Raw genomic sequence first — 14,600 nt, forward strand, 5'->3', positions numbered from 1 at the left:
CGGCGCGGTATTGCTTACGGGGCCTTCGACAGCTCGATGGCACCGCGCGGAGCCAGGATGCCGTGACCCAGCGCGTACTTCGCCAGCATCAGGGTGCCCTGCTTCTCGCCCTGGTACACGTCCTCCAGGGACAGGTCCAGCAGCTTGAGGGTGCCGACCGCCGAGCGGTGGAAGATCACGCCCACGGTGTCCGCGAAGTTGCCGCGGTACTTGGCCGGGATCGAGGCCAGGGCCGACTCATCGACACGCGGCATCGCGTTGATCTTCACCAGCGGGATGCGGGCGACCGAGGAAATGATCGCCTGGCCGTAGGAGCCGTTCGATTCCGCGTTGATGTCGCGGTCGATCAAGTCCTTGTTCTCGGTCAGCAGATACCACTGAGCCGGGGCCAGTGCGCCAGTGAACTCCTGCGGGTTGTCCGGCAGCAGCTTCTCGTCGAACAGCATGCGGGCGTTGCGGAACGCATCGGCCAGCACGGTCGGATCGGAGGCCATCGTGGCGGCCTTGATGATGGCACCACCCGGCTGGCCTTCGACCTTGCCTTCGGTGGTACGAGCGGCCAGGATCGCGCAGCGCAGCTCGTTCTGCATGCGCTTGAGCGCCAGCTCCGCACCCTGCTGACGGGTGTACTCGGAACGCACGTCGTAGTGGTTCATCGCCTCGTCGATGTTGGCGATGAAGGCGTGCGAGATCAGCATCGGATCGAGGGTGATGATGGTCTCGTTGTGCTCGACCACCAGGCCCTTGATCTCGGTGCCCGGCACATGGTACTCGGAGCCGATGGTGCCGACGTTCGGGAACGAGGCGGACTTGCCGCTCTCGATGTTGCGCACCGACACGCGGCCGTCCAGCTTGTAGTTCTCGACGAAGCTGGTGATGGTTTCAGCAGTGTAGTTCTGCTTGAACAGCGCCCAGGCGTCGCCGTTGGCCTGGGCTTGACCCAGGCGGGAGGGGATTGCGTCCGACATTTAGTCCTTGCTTGAGGTTGAGTGGATTACTTGAACAGCGGCGACACGGCCAGGCGGGCGGAGACTTCCGCGCGGTAAGCCGGATCACGGTGGTAGCGCACATCGCGCATCGCTTCGACGACCTGCGCCTGCGACTGGAACGGCTTGGGGCCTGCATCGGCGTTCGATGCGGTCTTGCCATTCAGAAGGCGGCCGTTGCCGCCACGGAGGGCGACGAGGCCCTGGACTGCCAGCGCTGCGCGGCCGGCGTCGCCGGACTGCACCGCTTCGTTGAACGCCCGCTTCTGCTCGGCGCTCAGGTTGGTCTTAGCCCACTGGACCAGGCCGTCGTAACCGGCCTTGCCACCTGCGGGCGAGTAGACGGCGTTCTCGTAGGTCTGCACGCGAGCGCGCAGGCCATCGACGTACACGTCCACCAGCTCCTTCGGATAGCCCGCGTCCTGGAGCTTCTTGTAGCTCTCCTCGGACAGCGAGCCGTTCGAGTTGAACTCGGTGGCGAAGTCGTCCAGGTTCAGGCCAGCCCGCGCCAAGGCGTCACGCGCGTCATCCGCGGTGGCGTCGTCGATGGTCGCGGGGCCGCCCTTGCCACCCTTGTCGTCGGCTGGCGTGCTCAGTTGTGCGTAGGCGGCTTCCAGCTCCTCCACGGTCTTGTACTTGCCGCCGAACAGGCGCTCGCCATCGGTGCCACCCTGCGCGCCCGGTGCGGGCTGCTGGGTGTCCTGGGAGTTCTGCGGCGGCTGCTGACCTGGGGTCGGCTGGCCGTTGATGCCGTCAAGGCTGACGGTCACTTCGGACTTGCCCGGCTGCGACATTACTTGTCCTCGGGCTTGTAGTTGACGATGACCAGGCCGTTCGTCTTGCGGGTGATCTCGGCCTTGCCCTTACGCTCGACGCTCGGAGCCTTCGGGGCTTCCTTGGTCGGCTTGGCGGGCTTCTCGGTGGTTTCGTTCGACATTGCGTCCTTCTCGGGGTTACGGGGTTTGGGTCATCGCTGAGGCGATATTCGGAGCGGCACGGACCATCGCCTCCTGCGCCGAGGCGTCCTGCTGCTCGGCAGCAAGCTCGTCGTCGGAGCGGATCAGGCCCTTGGTGGAAATGTCGGAAGCGGCGGCCAGTCGGGAGATCGCCTCGCCACTGTTGAGGCGGCGCGCCTTCTCCTCTGCGCCGACAAGCGCATCCACTGCCTGACCGAACTCGATCAGCTTGTTCAGGTCGTGGCCGCGGCCGAGGGCGGCGATGCCAACGGTGATGCGCGGCTTGATGAGTTCCTGCGGCAGCTCGGGCAGGCGACCCTGCTTCTGGAGCTTGTGCAGGCGGCGGCGGATCAGCGGCAGCAAGAGCTGCTCGCCCGACATCGCCATGAAGCCGCTGAGGGCGTCGTCGAGTTCCTGGGTGAGCACCCGGATTTCGTAGGCGGTCACGCGCTCGCCGGGGCGCTGCACGGCGGACTTCACGCCGAAGATCAGCTCCAGCGAGTTCGCCAGCCCTTCGGCCTCCTGACGCACGAAGTTCAGGTCGTAGGCTTTCTGGAGCTGGAGCGTGGTCACGTCGCTGGCCTCGCCACGCAGCACCGCGCCGGACTCGGCCTCGGTGAGCTGGCGCTCGCGGATCGTCGAGGTCGGCTTGAGGAACATGATGATCTTCGCCAGCGCGGCGGCACCCTTACGGATCGCCTTGCGCAGCGCCTCCAGCGACTCGAACGCGCCCACGTAGTCGTAGACCAAGCCCTCGCCGTAGTCGTCCACGAGGGACGGCGGCGCGCACAGGGGAATCCACGGGCAGGCGTCGATGGGGTAGGTGCCCACGGTCTCGGGGACTTCGACGCCCTCGACCTCCTGGACCACTTCCCACTCCTTGCCATCTTCCGAGCGACGCACCCAGGTGTAGAGGTTCACGTCGTCGTTCTTGGTCTTTTCGTCGCGTTCCTGGGCGAGCTTCTGCATCACCGCCGCGCGGATCGAGTCCGGCAGCATGGCCGGGGCGATCTTGTCGAGCGTGATGATCTCCAGCACGTTGCCCAGGCCGTCGCGGTCGGTCACGTAGGAGGTCAGCGGATACAGCTTAGGCTTGCCCTCGTCGGGGTCGTAGAGCAGGAAATTGCCGAGGACGATGGCGTGCTTGGCCGCCTCGCTGAGGACCGGGCGGACGCCGCTGGTCTCCAGGTCGTTGACGATGACCCGCTCCACGTCCACCAGCGCGGCCTCCAGTTCGGAGGTCTCCACGCCAGCCTGCTCGGCGATGTTCTCGGCGACTGCCTGGTCAGGCGCGAGCTTGAACACCGAGGCGTTCGGCGGGAGCCAGGCCAGCACGATCTTCGAGGCCAGGGCGTTGACGCACTTCGGGCCGGTGTCGATGTAGGCGGAACCGGGGGTACGCGATTTCGCGCCCTCGTCCACCCACAGGCGGGGCAGGGTAACCTTGGCGCAGCGCTTGGCGCGCGTCTCGGCTTCTTTGCGGTTGGACTTGAGATCGCCGTAGCGCTTCGCGGCCGTCTGCTTCTCGGCCGAGGTCTGCTTGGCGTCAGCCATTCGGAATGGTCAGTCCTTGGTACTGCGTTGCGTTGTTCAGGTCCAGTCGGACCTTGGACTTACGCCGCTGATCGGCCGCGTGGCCGGTCGGCTGGGTGTCCTGGCGGGTCAGCAGGATCGGGTCTTTCTCCTGCTGGTCCGGCATGTTGGGCTTGCTGCACATGATTAGCGGGCGCGGTGCTCCATCTGCTCGACCTTCCGCAGCGCCTTTAGCCGGAGGATCAGGCGGCGCTCGCCCTGCCGGAGCAGGAACTCCTCCTTCGGCTTGGCGGGGTCGTAGATCACTTCGGGGTGCAGTTCGTCCAGGAGGTCGATCAGGTCGTAGGAGTGCAGAGGGATTTGCATAGAACTCCTGGGTTATGAATAGGTGGGGAAACTGTCGTTTCCCCCGATGATGACCACTAAACCCTTAGAGTCGGGCCAGCGATTCCGCGACCATCCGCAGGCGGTGGATCGGGCCGTTGTTGTCGATCACGGTGTCGATCAGGTCGCCGTGGACGCCTGCCTCGGAGGCATGCGCCGAGACCGGGGCCGCGCTGTCGCGGAGCACCTGGACCACCTGGCCGCCCCACTCACGGATGAACTGCGCCTCGTTGTCGAAGCGAACGTCCGACACCACGACGCCAGCAGCGCCGTCGCGGCGGGCCTGACGGATCTTCTGCGCGACCACCTTGACCCACAGGTCGCGGTCGATCATTTCACGGCCCCACTCGGTGCCCACGGTCTGCATCAGGCGGCGCGGGGTCTGCCCGTTGAGCCAGTCGAGCGGCTCCTCCTTGAGCGGGCCGTCCTCCATCGCGGACACCGGCAGGCCGGTGATGTCCGCCACGAAGGCGCGGATCGGGGCCGCGAAGGACAGCTTCACGAAGCCGTGGTCGCTGACCAGGAACTCGGCCAGGGTGTCTTTGCCGCTGCGGGCGCGGCCGGTGATTCCGATGATCTTCATGGGGACTCCAAAAGAGAAACCCGGCCTTAGCCGGGTACAATTCGTGTTCGTTATGGAAGGAGACAGGTATGGCGAGTTCTACGCCGAGTAACACAAACGGAGCGGAAATCTCTGAGCTTGCACAGAAGCTCTATGGCCTACAGGAGGCGATGGATGCGCTCGTGGCATCAGGGCAAGCACAAGGAATTCAGCGAGAGCGCTACGATGCGGCCAAGCAGCTCATCACAGATAAGCTCACTGAGTTCAGCTGCACGTATGAAACGTTGACTACGCCGAAGGCGATCCAGCTTTGGGTTTTCAATAGCCGAGAACCCGTAAGTCGGAATCCGTCAGAGATTGCACACTGGAAGCAGTTCTACGTGGACGAGTTGCGGTAAGCAGGATCAGGTGGCTTGGTTGTCGTCAGGCGAAACACCGGGCGATCAGCCAAGCCGCGCCAGCAACGCCGACAGCGGCCGGCCACAGCTTGACGCTGCCAGCCGAGCGGTACAGGGTGCGTTCGAGGGTGTTGAGGCTGCGCCACCACAGCCAGGCAGCGCCGTAGGCGACGAAGGCGAACAGCACGGCCAGCACGGCGACGATGGTGATGAACAGGATCAGGGTTTCCACAGCTTCACTTCCTTGGTCTTGGGGTTGTAGTCGCCGTAGCGCAGGATTCGCGCGAGGCGTGCTTGGCGGATCGCATCGTGCTTCGACAGCGGCTCGGTGCCGCCGCGGGGGATGCGGGTGGTGTAGGTGGTGACGACGGTGTTCCACAGCGCGCCGAGGTGCTCCTCGACGGACGCATCGCGGTACGCCTCGTGGATGGGCATGAGCAGCTCGTCCGCGCCCTTGTGGCCGATGCCGGGGAAGCCGGGGTAGTTATCCACCTGGTCGCCCGTGAGCACCTGCTTCATCCAGAACAGGTCAGCGTCGTGAGCCGAGATCGGCCGGACGCCCACGTCGGGACGGTTGGGGTTGTAGAGACGGATGCCGGGGATCGTCTGCATGTCCTTGTCGATGGACACGACGATGCGGCTGCCTGGCGCGCGCTTCGGATTCGGGTGCGAGGCCAGCAGCCCCAGCACGTCGTCACCTTCCAGGTTCTCGATCTCCACGATCTTGTCGCCGAACTCGTCGTAGACGAACTCGTCGAGCACGTACCACAGGGCAGGCTTGTCCTTGCTGGCACGGTTGAGCTTGTAGGTTGGGTCGATGTCCTTGCGGAAGTTGTGCTTCTTGCAGGACAGGGCCAGCAGGTAATCACGCGCGCCGAACTTCTCGACGATCTCGTCGATGTAGTCCTCCAGCTTCGCCTTCGCGCGCTCGGGCTGGATCGCTTCGACCTTGTTGCCGTCGCCGTTCCAGTCGATGTTCGCGGTGTTCGAGAACGCGAGCTGGTAGCGCAGCACATCGGCGTCGATCAGTAGCAGGGGGCCGCGCTTGTTCATGCGTCCACCCACTGCCATCCCAGGAACGCCAGCGCGAACCAGCGGTGCAGCCAGTTCGGACGCTCCCGGACCTGCACGAAGAAGTTGCCGCCAATGACCCAGGAACCGGCCGCCTGCGGTGGCCGATAGGTGACGTAGGAAGTCATGGCCGCTTCTCCGGGTGGCGCTCATACCACGCCTGTAGCTCGGCGGCGTAGCGCTTCATTCCGGCCTGGTACTCCGGGCCGTCGCCGAGCGGGTACTCGTGCTCGTCGCACACGAAGTCGGTGGTCGGGATGGTGTACGGAATCTGCGTGCAGGAGTTCCCCGTACACATCGACTGCCACATGATGATGTAGGAGTTCTCGCTGTGCCCTTTCAGGCACGAGCCATAGTCCGCACTCGGCGGCCAGGGCTTCATATCGCACGCAGCGAGGCCAGCACACAGCGCCAGGATCAGGAGAGCGCGCTTCATACCATGCTCTCGTGTACGGCGACCCAGCACTTCTCGCTAACGCGGCGGATGAAGTAGGTCGCGGTGCTCCACTCCACGGGGCGCAGCATGCGCTCGGTGCAGCACGGGCACTTGGCGTTGTAGGCATGAACCTCGGGCTGGTGTTCGAGCACAGCCACGCGGTAGGTGGTACACGGATCGATCACGCGGACATCGCCGTCAGCGGGGCCGCCAATGAAATGCACGCGAAGCCGGTTCTCGTTCATCGGTTCGATTCCTTGAGGACTTCCAGGGCGCTCGCCTTGTCGGCGTTGCAACGCTGGAGGCCGTCCTCGGCGTTGCCGCCGAAGCGGTAGAGGTCGTAGGTGGTGGTGGTCGGGTCAGCCATCACGGCGTCGAGTGAGGAGTGCGTGCCCTCAATGACGGTCGGCTGGAGGAACTGCTCCGGCACGACTTTCGAGGTGTGCGCGGCGCAGCTCGTCAGGAATGCGGCGAGACAGGTAATCGCCAGTTTCCGGGTCAGCATTTGCTGCAATCTCCACAGAGCGGTTGGTGGTGGCGCGGGCGTTCCGCAGCGCTGCATCGAAGGCAGAGCGGCGCACGGCTTCGCGGTTGAGGGTCTCGACGGTCTGCTTGAGGTCGGCCAGTTCCTTTGCCGACTCCTCCAGCTCCGTCACGCGCTGGGCCATTGCGGTGTACTTCCAGGCTGCGAAGCCGCCTGCCGCGAGCGCGGCAACGACCAGCAGCGCCGCGAGGGCGCGCAGGATGTTGGTTGGGTTCATCGGTTCTCTTGGACGTAACAGGCGACTCGCAGAAGCTCCGAGGGAGTCGCGTCGGACTTGATCTGATTCGCGCGTGCGGAGATCACGCGCACGTTGCCCCGGACGTAGCCGAGGTCAGGTTCGATGCGGTCGAGCGTGGGTGAGTTGGGGCCTTGGGCCTTGCGCCCGACAGCGCGGTACAGCGGGATGCCCAGTGCCGGGCAGAAGTCGGGGACCACGATGTCGTCCGACGTGAGGTCGAACGGCAGTCCCTTCCTAGCTGCCCGGCGTTTCGCTTGGCGCACCAGGGCGAGTGCAATGTCCCGCTTGCCGCGGGTCAGTGCGTCTCGGCCCAATTCCTTCCGATCTTGAACTCGCCATCGAGCGGACAGCGGAAGCCGAAGTAATCGCCAGCCTTGCGGATGGCAGCCTGGGCGGTCTTGCCCACGAACTCGGCCTTGTCCTCGTCCACTTCGATTTGCCACTCGTCATGGACGTTGGCGAGGAACTCGTAGTGGACGCCCGGCACCAACCCTGCGGCTTGCAGGTCGGCGTCGAGGATCACCAGGGCTTTCTTCATCACCAGCGCACCGGCCGACTGGAGCAGGGTATTGAGCGCGGCGTGGTCGCTGCGGATGTGCAGCTTCCGGCCGTCGAGACCGATCAGGTATCCCTTCTCGGCCGCGCGCTTCTTGACCCCGCGTACCAGCTTCTCCAGCGCAGGCAGCCCGGCCAGGAACTTCGAGCGGAGCTTCGCCCCGGCCTGGCGACCCTTGCCAACGATGGAGCCGAGCTTCGCGTCGCCTGCCCCATAGAGGAAGGCGTAGATGAAGGTCTTGGCGTTGTCGCGGGTTGGCAGTCCTGCCGCCGATTGGTTGACGGAGTGGATGTCGCCTTCGAGGATGACCTTGGCGTACTCGCCGCCGTCGTGCTTTGCCATGAAGTGCGCCAGGCAGCGCAGCTCCAATCCCGAGGCGTCCGCGCCGACCTGGAGCTTCCCTGTTGGGACGCAGAACAACGAGCGGCACTCGAATCCGTAGCCGCCTTCCTGGCCCTTGAGGATTCCCTTCTCCTTCGAGTGCTGGACCTTCGGCACCTGAGCGATGTTCGGCTTCGAGTGCGTCATGCGGCCGGTCACCGCTGCGTTCTGATTCACGCTGCCGTGGATGCGGCCGTCCTTCTTGATGGCCTTGAGCCACGCCTCGTCGCCTTCGGCGAGCTGGCCGAGGCGCTTGTTGACGATGAAGTGCTCCAGCAGGAGCGGGATGATCGGGAACTTGAGCGCGCCCAGGACTTCTTCGTCGATCTTCGGCTGGCCCTTCTCGGTGAACTCCTGGGGCTGCCAGCCGTACATTGCAGTCAAGCGGTCAGCAATGTGCTGGCGGCTTGCCGGGTTGAACACCACGTCCTTGTAGGTCGTGACCTCCACGCCCTTGACGTAACCGCGGCGCTTGTCGTCGCGCTTCGGTACGAACTTGCGCTTCACCACCTTCCACGGCGGAATGACCTTGCGCAGCTCGGCCTCCAGCGCAGTGCGCCGGGACACGAGGATGCACTCCAGCTCACGCGCCTTCTCCTGATCGAACAGGTAGCCGTAGCGCTGCTGACGCGAGAGGATCGGCGCGACGGCCTGCTCCAGCTCGATGGCCTCGGTAGGGAGGCCCTTGCTCATCAGCAACGCGAACAGCGCTTGCGTGACCGCAACGTCCTGGTCGCAGTAGTCGTCCATTTCCTGAGACCACTGTGCCCAGGGATCGAGGCCGCGTGCGGCCATCTGCGCCGCGTAGTCGCCTTTCCAGCGACCGAGGCGGTAGCCCCACGCTTCGAGGGCGTGGCGGCCGATCAGCTTGCCCGGCAACACCGGGTTCGCTCCCTGCTTCTTGCGGGCCTTGAAGTCGCGGTCCTTGAGGTCCGGGTAGACCAGCGTGGACATCAGCAACGTGTCGAAGTACGCCTGGACCTTGAAGTCCGGGAACACCTTGGCGATAGCCGGAATGTCGAATCCGGCGATGTTGTGGCCGACAACGCGCTTGGCCTTCTTGAGCCTCTCGACGGCCTGACGGACTGTCATTTCGCCCGTGCCGTGATCGTTGGCGGACAGGATGGGACCGCGCGGTGCGCCGGTCTCATCTACCTCTTGGAGGGAAATGCAGTGGATCGTGTCAAGTTCGTCGAGGAGGCCATTGGTCTCGCAGTCGAATACGAGGATCAACGGCGGTCCTCCTTACGGGTAGCCGTGGTTGGTTACGGGGATTGCGCGGACGCGGCGGCGGGCGCGGAGGATGTACTCCGGCTCGGGGGCCTTCGGCGGCGTGTGGACGCCCTGCGGCGCGTGGCCGGGGAAGTCGTCGTCCTCGAACAGTTCGTCCTGCTCGGGCTGGTCGGGATGCAGCGTGTAGCCGTAATCCTCGACGTAGTGCGTGATGCGGCGGATGGTGCGCTCGGTGCCGTTGTTGTTCAGCACGAACAGCAGCTTCTCCGATGCGTCGGCAACCGCGCCTTCGAGGGATACGACCACCACCTCGTCGGTGCTGGGTTCGTAGATGGCGACGTGGGCGCAGCACCGCAGATCGAACCGGGCGCAGTGCTCGTGCGGCGTACCGAACTCGAAGCCGATCAGGCTCACGAGGTGACCCTCGGGCGAGCGGAAGTTGCGGATGCCGTTCGGAGCGGCCTCGCTGGTCCAGTCGTTACGGCCGCTCAGGTACGCGGCCACGTAGGTGTAGCTCGCCAGTGACACGAAGAAGCAGTCGATGTCCTTGATTTCGGTCCCGTCGTAGAACGCGCGCAGGCTTCCGCCACCCAGGATCACCAGGTGGCGGACTTCGGCCGGCAACACGTCGAACAGGGACCGAGCGTGTTGCTCGGCAGTCATGGTTGGTCCCTTAGCGGATCAGGTTGGTGAAGCGCTCGGCGACGCGCAGGGCGCGCTCGGCTTCTTCCTCGTGCTCGTCGGCCTGCGAGTGCAGGACATCGGCCTTGTCGCGCAGCGTCGATGCGGTGGCGATGCGGTCGGCGCTGATCTTGAACAGCTTGTCCACCTGGCCCTCCAGCACCTTCACCACGTCGGTCACGGTGTCCTTGCGGAACGGAGCGGTCAGCAGGTCGATTGCGATGGCGACGATCTCTTTCATTGGGGTAGTTCCTCGGCTTTGATGTGGATGACCACGCGCCGCCCAGGCTTGCCGTACATGACACGGCAGGCTTGGTCGGAGCGCGGGAGTTGGTAGGGGAGAACGAGGCTCTCAGCGAAGGAGAGCGGCGCATCAGCTGGGATGAAGCCGACGACCGAGCGGCCGTCAGTAGTCGGAGGTGGATACATCGGATGACTCGTCGGCGAAGTCGCCGTATTCGCCCGGAGCATCTGCATTGAGCAGGCGGCCGGATGCGTGGTCGTAGCTGTAGTAGAGAACCTGGCCGTTCGACTGGCCGGTGAAGCGATCCTTTAGGACGCGGAAGGTCGTGCAGTTGCGCTCGGCCTCGTTCTCGGCCTGCGTGTTGCGCTCCAGGCCGAACGCGAAGTGCGTCCAGAAGCCAATCGCGCGGCTGCCCTTGAAGTGGCGGAGCATCACGCGCCCGCCTTCCTCGTGTGGCTTGCCTTCCGGCGTGGCGAGGTGCGAGACCAGGTAGATGCAGATGAGGTGGCGCTGCGCGAACTGCGCGATCTTCGCCATCGTGTCCTCCAGCATCTTCCGCTCGTCCTCGGCACCGGCCGCAAACGACGTGAGGTTGTCGAGGACGATGTGCTTGACGCCCTCGGCGACGACCATGTGGGCCATCTTGGCTTCGATCACGTCCCACTCGGACGAGCCGAAGTGGTCGTAGATGAACACCTGGCCCTTGTCGAGAATCTCGAACGCGGCTTCCAGCTCCTCCTGCGTCCAGCTCCCATCGGGGACGTGGAAGCGGCGGCCAGCAACCTTGCCTGCCATGCGCTTCGCCGTCTCGACCGGCTGCTGCTCCAGGAAGAACAGGCCAACGCGGTCGCCGGTTTCCTGCGCGATGAAGGCTGCTTCCTCCATCAGCCAGTCGGTCTTGCCGATGCCGGTGCCCGCGCCGAAGGTGTAGACCTCGCCGTACCGCTTGCCGTAGGTCAGCGCGGTGAGGCGCGGGTCGTGCCAAGGCATGCCCATCGAGACCGGCTTGAGTGCCTTCTCCTTGAGGGAGCCGAACGTCACCACTCCATCGGGGCGCTTGGTCTGCGCTTCGTAGATGGCGCGGGTGATCGCCTCGGCATCGCCACGCTGGAGCAGCTCGTTCGGGTCTTTCGCCGGGAGCTGTGCGATCTTGGCCTTGCCGGGAGTCAGCAGCAGCGCCACTTCCTGCGCGGCGGCTTGGCCCGGTTCGTCCATGTCGAACATGAGCACAACCTCGTCGAAGCCGTTGACCCACTCCAGCTCGCGCTTGATGGACTTGGCCGCGCCTTGCGCTCCGTTCGGAACGGACACCACCGGCCAGCGGAGGCCGAGTGCCTGCGCCACGGAGAGCGCGTCGATCTCGCCTTCGGTGATGACGAGGCGTCGCCCCGGTTCGTAGAGGTGCTGGCCGAACAGCCCGCACGCCTTCGAGTCGCCGATGAATGAGAACTTCTTGTCGGGGTAGCGGAGCTTCTGCGCGACGATGCCGCCATCGCGCTTGTAGTTGGCGATCTGCACGGTCTTGCCGTGCTTGTCCTTGCCGATCCAGTAGCCGTACTTACGGCATGCTTCCTCAGTGATACCGCGCTTCGCCAGGGCTTGCGGTTCACCCTTCGCAAAGTCGCTCATGGTTTTCCTGCTGGTGGGTTGAGAGACCTCCTCGCCTTCGGCTGGCTCGTAGTGACCGCAGCCGAAGCAGTAGCCGTGCCCGTCGCTGTAGCGCGCAAGGTTGTCCTTGCTGCCGCAGTTCGGGCACGGCTCTTTGTGGAGGTATTCGGAGTCAGCGCTTTGCACGCTCCACGGACCACATGCGCTTGCGGTAGGAAATGCCGAGGCGACGATTCAGCGCACCCTTGACGGTGCGGCCCAGGCCGCGGAACGGCTTGTCGGCGCGCGCCCATGCGCGCTCGAAAGCCAGGCGCATCGCGGACGGAATGACGGTGGTAGCGGTGTTGGTCATGCGTTCTTCTCCAGCAGGAACTTGGTGAATGCGGCGACTTCTTCGGTCGCATCGTTGGCGTCGAGGCCCAGCTCGTCGGTGCAGTAGTTGCGATACAGCTGGAGCAGCGCATCGACGCGGTACTGCTTCGGAGCGCGGCGCGCTTCCAGGAGCGGAGCCTTGCTGCGGCGCTGACGGCGCGACAGGCGATAGCGCGTGTACCGCTGCCCCGAGGCGTCCTCGCAGGTCTGCGTTTCGATCTCGAAGCCAGCAGCGCGCAGCTCATCGACGCGCGAGGCGAGGCGGCGGATGCGGTAGACGCCTTCGGCCTGCCACGAGGTCAGGTGCGAGTGGCGACGCAGGTGATCCAGGACGACCTGGGTTTGCGGGGGCAGCGGTTTCACGTTGGGTTCTCCTATCGAGGGAAGTCAGGTGCCCACACGACGGGCTTGCCGTAGGCGGCGAGCAGGCGTCGCAGCGCGGCGTGTTGGGCTTCGGTGAAGTTGTCCTCGGGCTGCATGGCGTCGTTGACGCCGCCCAGGAGGCAGACTTGGTATGCGGATTGGTTGTGCTTACCGGCGAGAGCGCCGGGCTGATTCAGCGGGCGACCGTCGTAGATCGAGCCGTCACGTTCGATGACGAAGTGGACGGCGATCTTCGAGTAGCCCTGCGAGCGGTGCAGGCGTGCGAGTTCTTCGCCGGTCGTGACCTGCTCGGGGCGGGTCATGCTGGCGAGGACGAACAGCGCCTCTACCGATTCCAGAGGTTTGAGGCGCACTTAGAGTTTGTAGAGGTGGACTTCGGTGCGTGGTTCTTCGTCCGGCTGCGCCCAGCGCTTACCGGAGAGCAGCCACATGACTTGCTTGTCGTCGGCCCAATAGCCGGTGGCTTTGGTCACAACGTCCATCGGCCCCTTGGCGAGGTTGTCCACGTCGCCCTTGGGAAACGCGGCCTTCGAGGTCTTGGCGCGTTTGCATACCGCGATGATGACCACTAAAACCGGATCGGTCGGCGACAGGTCCAGATCACCGGCTGGCAGATGCTTCTCTGCGGCTTCCTTCCAGGTCTTGTAGGTCTTGCCGTAGTAGACGCCCCAGCGCGAAACCTTCGGGCGCGAGGCGGGCACCGGGTCAAACGGGAACGTGAGGGAGGCCAAATGCTTGGCCCCCCTCGCGGTGTTCACGATGACCGACAGCGGATCAGTAGTCGCCGTCATCGCCCTCGTCGTCGGAGTCGCTGTCGTCGTCCGAGTCGTCATCGCTGTCGCTGAACGGCGCGCTGTCGGCGGCCTCGTAGCCGTCCTCCTCGCCGAAGCCGTAGTCCTTGGCGTTGCGCTGGCCGAACTCGACCAGCTCGATCACCTGGACGGCGACCATGTAGCAGGTCAGGTAGAACTTCTTGGCCGATTCGACGAACGAGCCGCCGATCTCGTAGGAGACCTTGAGTTCGCTGCCGCCGCCGATCTGCGGCGGGTTGTCGATCTTCTTGCCGCGGGCGTCGAAGATGTCCGGGCGCATGGTGAACTTCTTGCCGGTGCGCTTGCTGACGCCGCTGGCCTTCATCTTGAACTTCACCAGCACGCGGCCGGTGTCATCGCCGTTCTCGTCGGTTTCTTCGGTGAACACCGGGGCCACTTCGGCACCCTTCTTCTTCTTCGGGTTCTCGCTCAGGAACTCCTGGAACAGCTCGTCGCGCCGGGTTTCCAGCTTCTTCGCCAGCGCCTTGAAGTCCTTGTCGTTCGGGTCGAACGCCAGGCTCACGGTGTATTCGCCTTCCGGCTTGAACTTGGTGTCCGGTTCGTTCAGGCGCGGCCACACGGCGGTGCCCTTGGGGGAGACGAATCGTTCGCGCTTCTTGGTTGCCATCAGTTGTCGGTCTCGTAGTTGGTCGGGAGATAGATGCCCGCGCGCCACAGGTCAGCGGCGGCGGTCAACGGGGTGTCGGCGGAAATGCCGAAGGCTTCGTCGATGTCGAAGCCGATGAGCGCCTCGTCGATGAAGGCGTCGGTGATCGGGTCACGCATCACGGGTAGTGCGGTTTCAGCTCGCGCTCCGCGTAGCGGCGCACGGCGTTGAGGGTGTTGACCTGCCGGTAGCGGCAGTCCTGCTCCATGCGCGAGACGACCCGCAGCACTTCCATCGGATCGAGGCCGAGCACTTCGCAGAAGTTCTTGAAGGCGCACGCCAAGCCGATCACCTGATCGGCCGGGTGGCCGAGGGACTGCACGCTGTCGATCACTACGAAAGCGCCGCGTGCGGCGCTCTCGGCAGAACGTGAGTGCAGTCCGTCGATGACGCGATCACGCACCTGCGTGCAGCTCCGTCATGCGGTGCTTGAACTCCTCGACCGTGCCGTGTTCGGCCGGGTTGTAGATGCCGAGGACCACACCGAAGTGGTCCTGGGCAACGTAGGTGTTCAGTGCGTGCTGGTAGTTGATGCTCATGCTGATGTTCTCGCT

The 14,600-nt window shown here is 64.7% G+C and carries 28 protein-coding genes; 1 reads left to right on the top strand and 27 read right to left on the bottom strand.

Annotated features, from left to right (window positions below; genetic code table 11):
• Positions 1-14: 14 nt before the first annotated feature.
• The 7 genes from ACZK5G_RS04525 to ACZK5G_RS04555 form a co-directional block, all read right to left on the bottom strand.
• Positions 15-968: a major capsid protein gene (locus tag ACZK5G_RS04525; RefSeq protein WP_005412403.1), complete on the bottom strand. Its 954-nt coding sequence runs from the start codon at positions 966-968 to the stop codon at positions 15-17.
• A gap of 26 nt (positions 969-994) precedes the next feature.
• Complete coding sequence (locus ACZK5G_RS04530) at positions 995-1,780, bottom strand: capsid assembly protein (RefSeq protein ID WP_005412404.1); 786 nt, start codon at positions 1,778-1,780, stop codon at positions 995-997.
• The gene (locus tag ACZK5G_RS04535; RefSeq protein WP_004154577.1) at positions 1,780-1,923 is read right to left on the bottom strand and encodes a hypothetical protein; all 144 of its coding nucleotides are present in this window, start codon (positions 1,921-1,923) and stop codon (positions 1,780-1,782) included. Before ACZK5G_RS04535 ends, ACZK5G_RS04530 begins: the two co-directional genes overlap by 1 nt.
• 16 nt (positions 1,924-1,939) lie before the next feature.
• Positions 1,940-3,496, bottom strand: a complete 1,557-nt coding sequence (locus ACZK5G_RS04540; protein ID WP_005412405.1) for a portal protein — start codon at positions 3,494-3,496, stop codon at positions 1,940-1,942.
• On the bottom strand, positions 3,489-3,641 hold the full coding sequence (locus tag ACZK5G_RS04545) for a hypothetical protein (RefSeq protein ID WP_005412406.1): 153 nt from the start codon (positions 3,639-3,641) through the stop codon (positions 3,489-3,491). Before ACZK5G_RS04545 ends, ACZK5G_RS04540 begins: the two co-directional genes overlap by 8 nt.
• Before the next feature lie 20 nt (positions 3,642-3,661).
• Positions 3,662-3,841, bottom strand: coding sequence for a hypothetical protein (locus ACZK5G_RS04550; RefSeq protein ID WP_005412407.1), 180 nt, complete (start codon positions 3,839-3,841; stop codon positions 3,662-3,664).
• Positions 3,842-3,905: 64 nt separating this feature from the next.
• Positions 3,906-4,442, bottom strand: coding sequence for a deoxynucleotide monophosphate kinase family protein (locus ACZK5G_RS04555; protein WP_004154581.1), 537 nt, complete (start codon positions 4,440-4,442; stop codon positions 3,906-3,908).
• Between the two features lie 68 nt (positions 4,443-4,510).
• Here ACZK5G_RS04555 and ACZK5G_RS04560 point away from each other — a divergent pair, with 68 nt between their 5' ends.
• Positions 4,511-4,819, top strand: a complete 309-nt coding sequence (locus ACZK5G_RS04560; RefSeq protein WP_032961816.1) for a hypothetical protein — start codon at positions 4,511-4,513, stop codon at positions 4,817-4,819.
• Positions 4,820-4,844: 25 nt separating this feature from the next.
• Here the strand turns inward: ACZK5G_RS04560 and ACZK5G_RS04565 are convergent, their stop codons facing one another.
• From ACZK5G_RS04565 to ACZK5G_RS04660, 20 genes are all read right to left on the bottom strand, one after another.
• On the bottom strand, positions 4,845-5,051 hold the full coding sequence (locus ACZK5G_RS04565; protein WP_005412408.1) for a hypothetical protein: 207 nt from the start codon (positions 5,049-5,051) through the stop codon (positions 4,845-4,847).
• Positions 5,039-5,872 carry a hypothetical protein gene (locus ACZK5G_RS04570; protein WP_004154583.1) on the bottom strand — a complete coding sequence of 278 codons (834 nt, stop codon included), beginning with the start codon at positions 5,870-5,872 and terminating at the stop codon, positions 5,039-5,041. The genes ACZK5G_RS04565 and ACZK5G_RS04570 overlap by 13 nt, the downstream gene beginning before the upstream one ends.
• Complete coding sequence (locus ACZK5G_RS04575; protein ID WP_005412410.1) at positions 5,869-6,018, bottom strand: hypothetical protein; 150 nt, start codon at positions 6,016-6,018, stop codon at positions 5,869-5,871. The genes ACZK5G_RS04570 and ACZK5G_RS04575 overlap by 4 nt, the downstream gene beginning before the upstream one ends.
• The gene (locus ACZK5G_RS04580) at positions 6,015-6,326 is read right to left on the bottom strand and encodes a hypothetical protein (protein WP_043033722.1); all 312 of its coding nucleotides are present in this window, start codon (positions 6,324-6,326) and stop codon (positions 6,015-6,017) included. Before ACZK5G_RS04580 ends, ACZK5G_RS04575 begins: the two co-directional genes overlap by 4 nt.
• Positions 6,323-6,571, bottom strand: coding sequence for a hypothetical protein (locus ACZK5G_RS04585; RefSeq protein WP_005412412.1), 249 nt, complete (start codon positions 6,569-6,571; stop codon positions 6,323-6,325). The genes ACZK5G_RS04580 and ACZK5G_RS04585 overlap by 4 nt, the downstream gene beginning before the upstream one ends.
• Positions 6,568-6,693: a hypothetical protein gene (locus tag ACZK5G_RS04590; protein ID WP_005412413.1), complete on the bottom strand. Its 126-nt coding sequence runs from the start codon at positions 6,691-6,693 to the stop codon at positions 6,568-6,570. The genes ACZK5G_RS04585 and ACZK5G_RS04590 overlap by 4 nt, the downstream gene beginning before the upstream one ends.
• 28 nt (positions 6,694-6,721) lie before the next feature.
• Positions 6,722-7,087, bottom strand: coding sequence for a hypothetical protein (locus ACZK5G_RS04595; protein WP_005412414.1), 366 nt, complete (start codon positions 7,085-7,087; stop codon positions 6,722-6,724).
• Positions 7,084-7,422, bottom strand: a complete 339-nt coding sequence (locus ACZK5G_RS04600) for a hypothetical protein (protein WP_050483582.1) — start codon at positions 7,420-7,422, stop codon at positions 7,084-7,086. Before ACZK5G_RS04600 ends, ACZK5G_RS04595 begins: the two co-directional genes overlap by 4 nt.
• A complete protein-coding gene (locus tag ACZK5G_RS04605; RefSeq protein ID WP_049417451.1) occupies positions 7,404-9,278 on the bottom strand; it encodes a DNA polymerase in 1,875 nt (624 codons plus the stop codon). The genes ACZK5G_RS04600 and ACZK5G_RS04605 overlap by 19 nt, the downstream gene beginning before the upstream one ends.
• Positions 9,279-9,290: 12 nt before the next feature.
• Positions 9,291-9,941: a Gabija anti-defense Gad2 family protein gene (locus ACZK5G_RS04610; protein WP_005412416.1), complete on the bottom strand. Its 651-nt coding sequence runs from the start codon at positions 9,939-9,941 to the stop codon at positions 9,291-9,293.
• Between the two features lie 10 nt (positions 9,942-9,951).
• A complete protein-coding gene (locus ACZK5G_RS04615; RefSeq protein WP_005412417.1) occupies positions 9,952-10,200 on the bottom strand; it encodes a hypothetical protein in 249 nt (82 codons plus the stop codon).
• A gap of 165 nt (positions 10,201-10,365) precedes the next feature.
• The gene (locus ACZK5G_RS04620) at positions 10,366-11,832 is read right to left on the bottom strand and encodes a toprim domain-containing protein (protein ID WP_005412418.1); all 1,467 of its coding nucleotides are present in this window, start codon (positions 11,830-11,832) and stop codon (positions 10,366-10,368) included.
• A gap of 151 nt (positions 11,833-11,983) precedes the next feature.
• On the bottom strand, positions 11,984-12,163 hold the full coding sequence (locus ACZK5G_RS04625; RefSeq protein WP_004154591.1) for a hypothetical protein: 180 nt from the start codon (positions 12,161-12,163) through the stop codon (positions 11,984-11,986).
• Entirely contained in the window at positions 12,160-12,546 is a 387-nt protein-coding gene (locus tag ACZK5G_RS04630) for a helix-turn-helix domain-containing protein (RefSeq protein WP_004154592.1), read from the bottom strand. The genes ACZK5G_RS04625 and ACZK5G_RS04630 overlap by 4 nt, the downstream gene beginning before the upstream one ends.
• A gap of 11 nt (positions 12,547-12,557) precedes the next feature.
• Positions 12,558-12,920 carry an N-acetylmuramoyl-L-alanine amidase gene (locus ACZK5G_RS04635; RefSeq protein ID WP_004154593.1) on the bottom strand — a complete coding sequence of 121 codons (363 nt, stop codon included), beginning with the start codon at positions 12,918-12,920 and terminating at the stop codon, positions 12,558-12,560.
• Entirely contained in the window at positions 12,921-13,358 is a 438-nt protein-coding gene (locus ACZK5G_RS04640) for a RusA family crossover junction endodeoxyribonuclease (protein WP_157178715.1), read from the bottom strand.
• A complete protein-coding gene (locus tag ACZK5G_RS04645) occupies positions 13,342-14,007 on the bottom strand; it encodes a hypothetical protein (RefSeq protein WP_004154595.1) in 666 nt (221 codons plus the stop codon). The genes ACZK5G_RS04640 and ACZK5G_RS04645 overlap by 17 nt, the downstream gene beginning before the upstream one ends.
• Positions 14,007-14,165: a hypothetical protein gene (locus tag ACZK5G_RS04650; RefSeq protein WP_154267700.1), complete on the bottom strand. Its 159-nt coding sequence runs from the start codon at positions 14,163-14,165 to the stop codon at positions 14,007-14,009. Before ACZK5G_RS04650 ends, ACZK5G_RS04645 begins: the two co-directional genes overlap by 1 nt.
• Positions 14,165-14,449 (bottom strand): hypothetical protein, encoded by a 285-nt coding sequence (locus tag ACZK5G_RS04655; protein ID WP_005412421.1) that lies wholly within the window; start codon positions 14,447-14,449, stop codon positions 14,165-14,167. The genes ACZK5G_RS04650 and ACZK5G_RS04655 overlap by 1 nt, the downstream gene beginning before the upstream one ends.
• A complete protein-coding gene (locus ACZK5G_RS04660) occupies positions 14,442-14,585 on the bottom strand; it encodes a hypothetical protein (RefSeq protein WP_005412422.1) in 144 nt (47 codons plus the stop codon). The genes ACZK5G_RS04655 and ACZK5G_RS04660 overlap by 8 nt, the downstream gene beginning before the upstream one ends.
• Between the last annotated feature and the right edge of the window lie 15 nt (positions 14,586-14,600).

Source organism: Stenotrophomonas sp. 62841_Sma (assembly GCF_056482945.1).

Bases quoted from the DNA above. Each gene is read 5' to 3' on its own strand.
- ACZK5G_RS04535 (WP_004154577.1), bottom strand. From the start codon at position 1,923: ATGTCGAACGAAACCACCGAGAAGCCCGCCAAGCCGACCAAGGAAGCC.
- ACZK5G_RS04590 (WP_005412413.1), bottom strand. From the start codon at position 6,693: ATGGCTGACCCGACCACCACCACCTACGACCTCTACCGCTTCGGCGGC.
- ACZK5G_RS04610 (WP_005412416.1), bottom strand. From the start codon at position 9,941: ATGACTGCCGAGCAACACGCTCGGTCCCTGTTCGACGTGTTGCCGGCC.
- ACZK5G_RS04555 (WP_004154581.1), bottom strand. From the start codon at position 4,442: ATGAAGATCATCGGAATCACCGGCCGCGCCCGCAGCGGCAAAGACACC.
- ACZK5G_RS04615 (WP_005412417.1), bottom strand. From the start codon at position 10,200: ATGAAAGAGATCGTCGCCATCGCAATCGACCTGCTGACCGCTCCGTTC.
- ACZK5G_RS04625 (WP_004154591.1), bottom strand. From the start codon at position 12,163: ATGACCAACACCGCTACCACCGTCATTCCGTCCGCGATGCGCCTGGCT.
- ACZK5G_RS04550 (WP_005412407.1), bottom strand. From the start codon at position 3,841: ATGCAAATCCCTCTGCACTCCTACGACCTGATCGACCTCCTGGACGAA.
- ACZK5G_RS04560 (WP_032961816.1), top strand. From the start codon at position 4,511: ATGGCGAGTTCTACGCCGAGTAACACAAACGGAGCGGAAATCTCTGAG.
- ACZK5G_RS04570 (WP_004154583.1), bottom strand. From the start codon at position 5,872: ATGAACAAGCGCGGCCCCCTGCTACTGATCGACGCCGATGTGCTGCGC.
- ACZK5G_RS04595 (WP_005412414.1), bottom strand. From the start codon at position 7,087: ATGAACCCAACCAACATCCTGCGCGCCCTCGCGGCGCTGCTGGTCGTT.
- ACZK5G_RS04580 (WP_043033722.1), bottom strand. From the start codon at position 6,326: ATGAAGCGCGCTCTCCTGATCCTGGCGCTGTGTGCTGGCCTCGCTGCG.
- ACZK5G_RS04660 (WP_005412422.1), bottom strand. From the start codon at position 14,585: ATGAGCATCAACTACCAGCACGCACTGAACACCTACGTTGCCCAGGAC.
- ACZK5G_RS04575 (WP_005412410.1), bottom strand. From the start codon at position 6,018: ATGACTTCCTACGTCACCTATCGGCCACCGCAGGCGGCCGGTTCCTGG.
- ACZK5G_RS04645 (WP_004154595.1), bottom strand. From the start codon at position 14,007: ATGGCAACCAAGAAGCGCGAACGATTCGTCTCCCCCAAGGGCACCGCC.
- ACZK5G_RS04545 (WP_005412406.1), bottom strand. From the start codon at position 3,641: ATGCCGGACCAGCAGGAGAAAGACCCGATCCTGCTGACCCGCCAGGAC.
- ACZK5G_RS04620 (WP_005412418.1), bottom strand. From the start codon at position 11,832: ATGAGCGACTTTGCGAAGGGTGAACCGCAAGCCCTGGCGAAGCGCGGT.
- ACZK5G_RS04525 (WP_005412403.1), bottom strand. From the start codon at position 968: ATGTCGGACGCAATCCCCTCCCGCCTGGGTCAAGCCCAGGCCAACGGC.
- ACZK5G_RS04585 (WP_005412412.1), bottom strand. From the start codon at position 6,571: ATGAACGAGAACCGGCTTCGCGTGCATTTCATTGGCGGCCCCGCTGAC.
- ACZK5G_RS04650 (WP_154267700.1), bottom strand. From the start codon at position 14,165: ATGCGTGACCCGATCACCGACGCCTTCATCGACGAGGCGCTCATCGGC.
- ACZK5G_RS04540 (WP_005412405.1), bottom strand. From the start codon at position 3,496: ATGGCTGACGCCAAGCAGACCTCGGCCGAGAAGCAGACGGCCGCGAAG.
- ACZK5G_RS04530 (WP_005412404.1), bottom strand. From the start codon at position 1,780: ATGTCGCAGCCGGGCAAGTCCGAAGTGACCGTCAGCCTTGACGGCATC.
- ACZK5G_RS04640 (WP_157178715.1), bottom strand. From the start codon at position 13,358: ATGACGGCGACTACTGATCCGCTGTCGGTCATCGTGAACACCGCGAGG.